1 protein-coding gene is annotated in these 1,841 nt (G+C 39.7%); it reads right to left on the bottom strand.

The window, feature by feature from the left end; translation table 11 throughout:
* Positions 1-451: 451 nt before the first annotated feature.
* On the bottom strand, positions 452-1,591 hold the full coding sequence (locus ACSVH7_RS15095) for an ATP-binding protein (RefSeq protein ID WP_438067513.1): 1,140 nt from the start codon (positions 1,589-1,591) through the stop codon (positions 452-454).
* Between the last annotated feature and the right edge of the window lie 250 nt (positions 1,592-1,841).

Here is a 1,841-nt window from a genome sequence, read left to right on the forward strand (position 1 = left end):
CTGCCTCTTGCCTCTTGCCTCTTGCCTTCTGCCTTTTGCCTTCTCCCTCTTGCCTTTTCAACATTTTACATCTTCTCAGTAAAACTATGTGAACAGTAAAACGGCTATGCCTTCTTTACCACACTATGCATCTATGATACTGCTATGTGGTTAAAAAAAATAAGTCCTCCCTCACACAACACTTTGCTACCCTTGCGTAACCCTTTGCGCCCCTTGCGGTTAAACCACCCTCTTTTCAAAACAATTCGAGCATTCGTGGCTTTCCCCGCACAACACTTTGCACCTCTGCGTCTTTGCGAGACCCTTTCACAACGCTATGCTACTGACCACTAAAACCTGCCCTCGGAACACCCCCTCTTATATGCCCTTCAATGCCTTACATGCTTCAACTACACCCCCCCTCCATAAAAAACTAACATGAAACTCCTTTGTGTTACTTAGCGTGATGTTGTTAAATAATAGCACCCGCCCAGAGTCTTTGCAAAAAAATACGCCAAGGCAAAATCGTAACATTGCCCACTATCCTTTCAAACGGATCGTTGCTAACCACTAGTAATTTTTTTACTTCATACTCCTCTGAAAAACTTTTCAATCCTTTCAGGTGCCGTGATTGCACATTATCAGTCCCTTTTACTTCAATCGCTACCTCATGATCCCCTAATATAAAATCCACTTCTAGTTGCGAAGTAGTTCTCCAATAAGAAATAGTATAATTGCCCTCCGAATAGTTGCTATGGGCATACAATTCATGATAAATAAAATGTTCGAAAGCACTACCAAACGCTTCGCTACCCATTGCTATTTTTCCTCTTTTTAGCAAATAATTAGCAATTCCAATATCGAAATAATAAAACTTAGGGGCTAATATGACTCTTCGTTTGGGCTTCTTTTGATAGGATGGCACAAAACGACCTATCAGCGTATCCTCCAAAATTTGGAAATACTCCTTTATAGTGATAGAACTTACACCGCAATCGGAGGCAATATTCGTGTAGTTTACCATTTCTCCGTTAGAAAATGCGGCAGCTTCTAAAAATTTTGTAAAGGCTCCAATATTCCTAATTTTTGCCTCAGCAATAATTTCGTCACGCAAATAATTTCCAATGTAGGCAGAAAGTAATTTTTGGGGATGATCCGACAAATAATGCCTAGGTAACAATCCATTATTCAATGCTCTTAGCAGATCAAAATCAGGAATTTCTGCACAAACTAGCGGATACAACTCATAACGAAGAGCTCTACCTCCCAACAAATTAGCGCCAGATCGAATAATTTTTCTCGGACTTGAGCCACTAAGCACAAAACGGGTTGGATGATTTACGATTAGCCAATGAATTTCATCCAGCAAAGCAGGTACTTTTTGAATTTCATCAACCACCACGACCGTTCCACTAGCGGTTGCAAGTATCAATTCTCTGAACTGAACCGGACTTCTTTGAAACCGTTCAAACACATCCGACTGCAATAAGTCAAACCACAAGGCATCTGGAAATAGGCTTTTCAACAAAGTGCTTTTACCAGTCTGTCGAGCACCCCACAAAAAAAGACTTTCCCTCTCCCCTCCTTCTAAAATTTGTTTTCTTAGCAACATTTATCTCATTTTTAAAACCCTAAACAACATGACAATCCAAATATCAAGCTTACAATATCATGATAATACAAAGTACAAATGTAACGTATTTAATTGTATACTAACTTTTTCATACTCACAATTGAAAACAACCCCCTCACTCCTAAAAACTTAGCGGTTACCACCCACAAAACAAAAAAACCTTTCAGAGTCCAAAACTCAGAAAGGGTTCAAAATAATTCGAGCATTCTTGCCTTCTGCCTTCTGCCTC

The sequence above is a fragment of the Flavobacterium sp. TSSA_36 genome (genome assembly GCF_051547165.1).
Lineage (GTDB): Bacteria > Bacteroidota > Bacteroidia > Flavobacteriales > Flavobacteriaceae > Flavobacterium.

What these genes read in the sequence shown, in the direction of transcription:
- ACSVH7_RS15095 (WP_438067513.1), bottom strand. Translation starts at nt 1,591, where the DNA reads ATGTTGCTAAGAAAACAAATTTTAGAAGGAGGGGAGAGGGAAAGTCTT.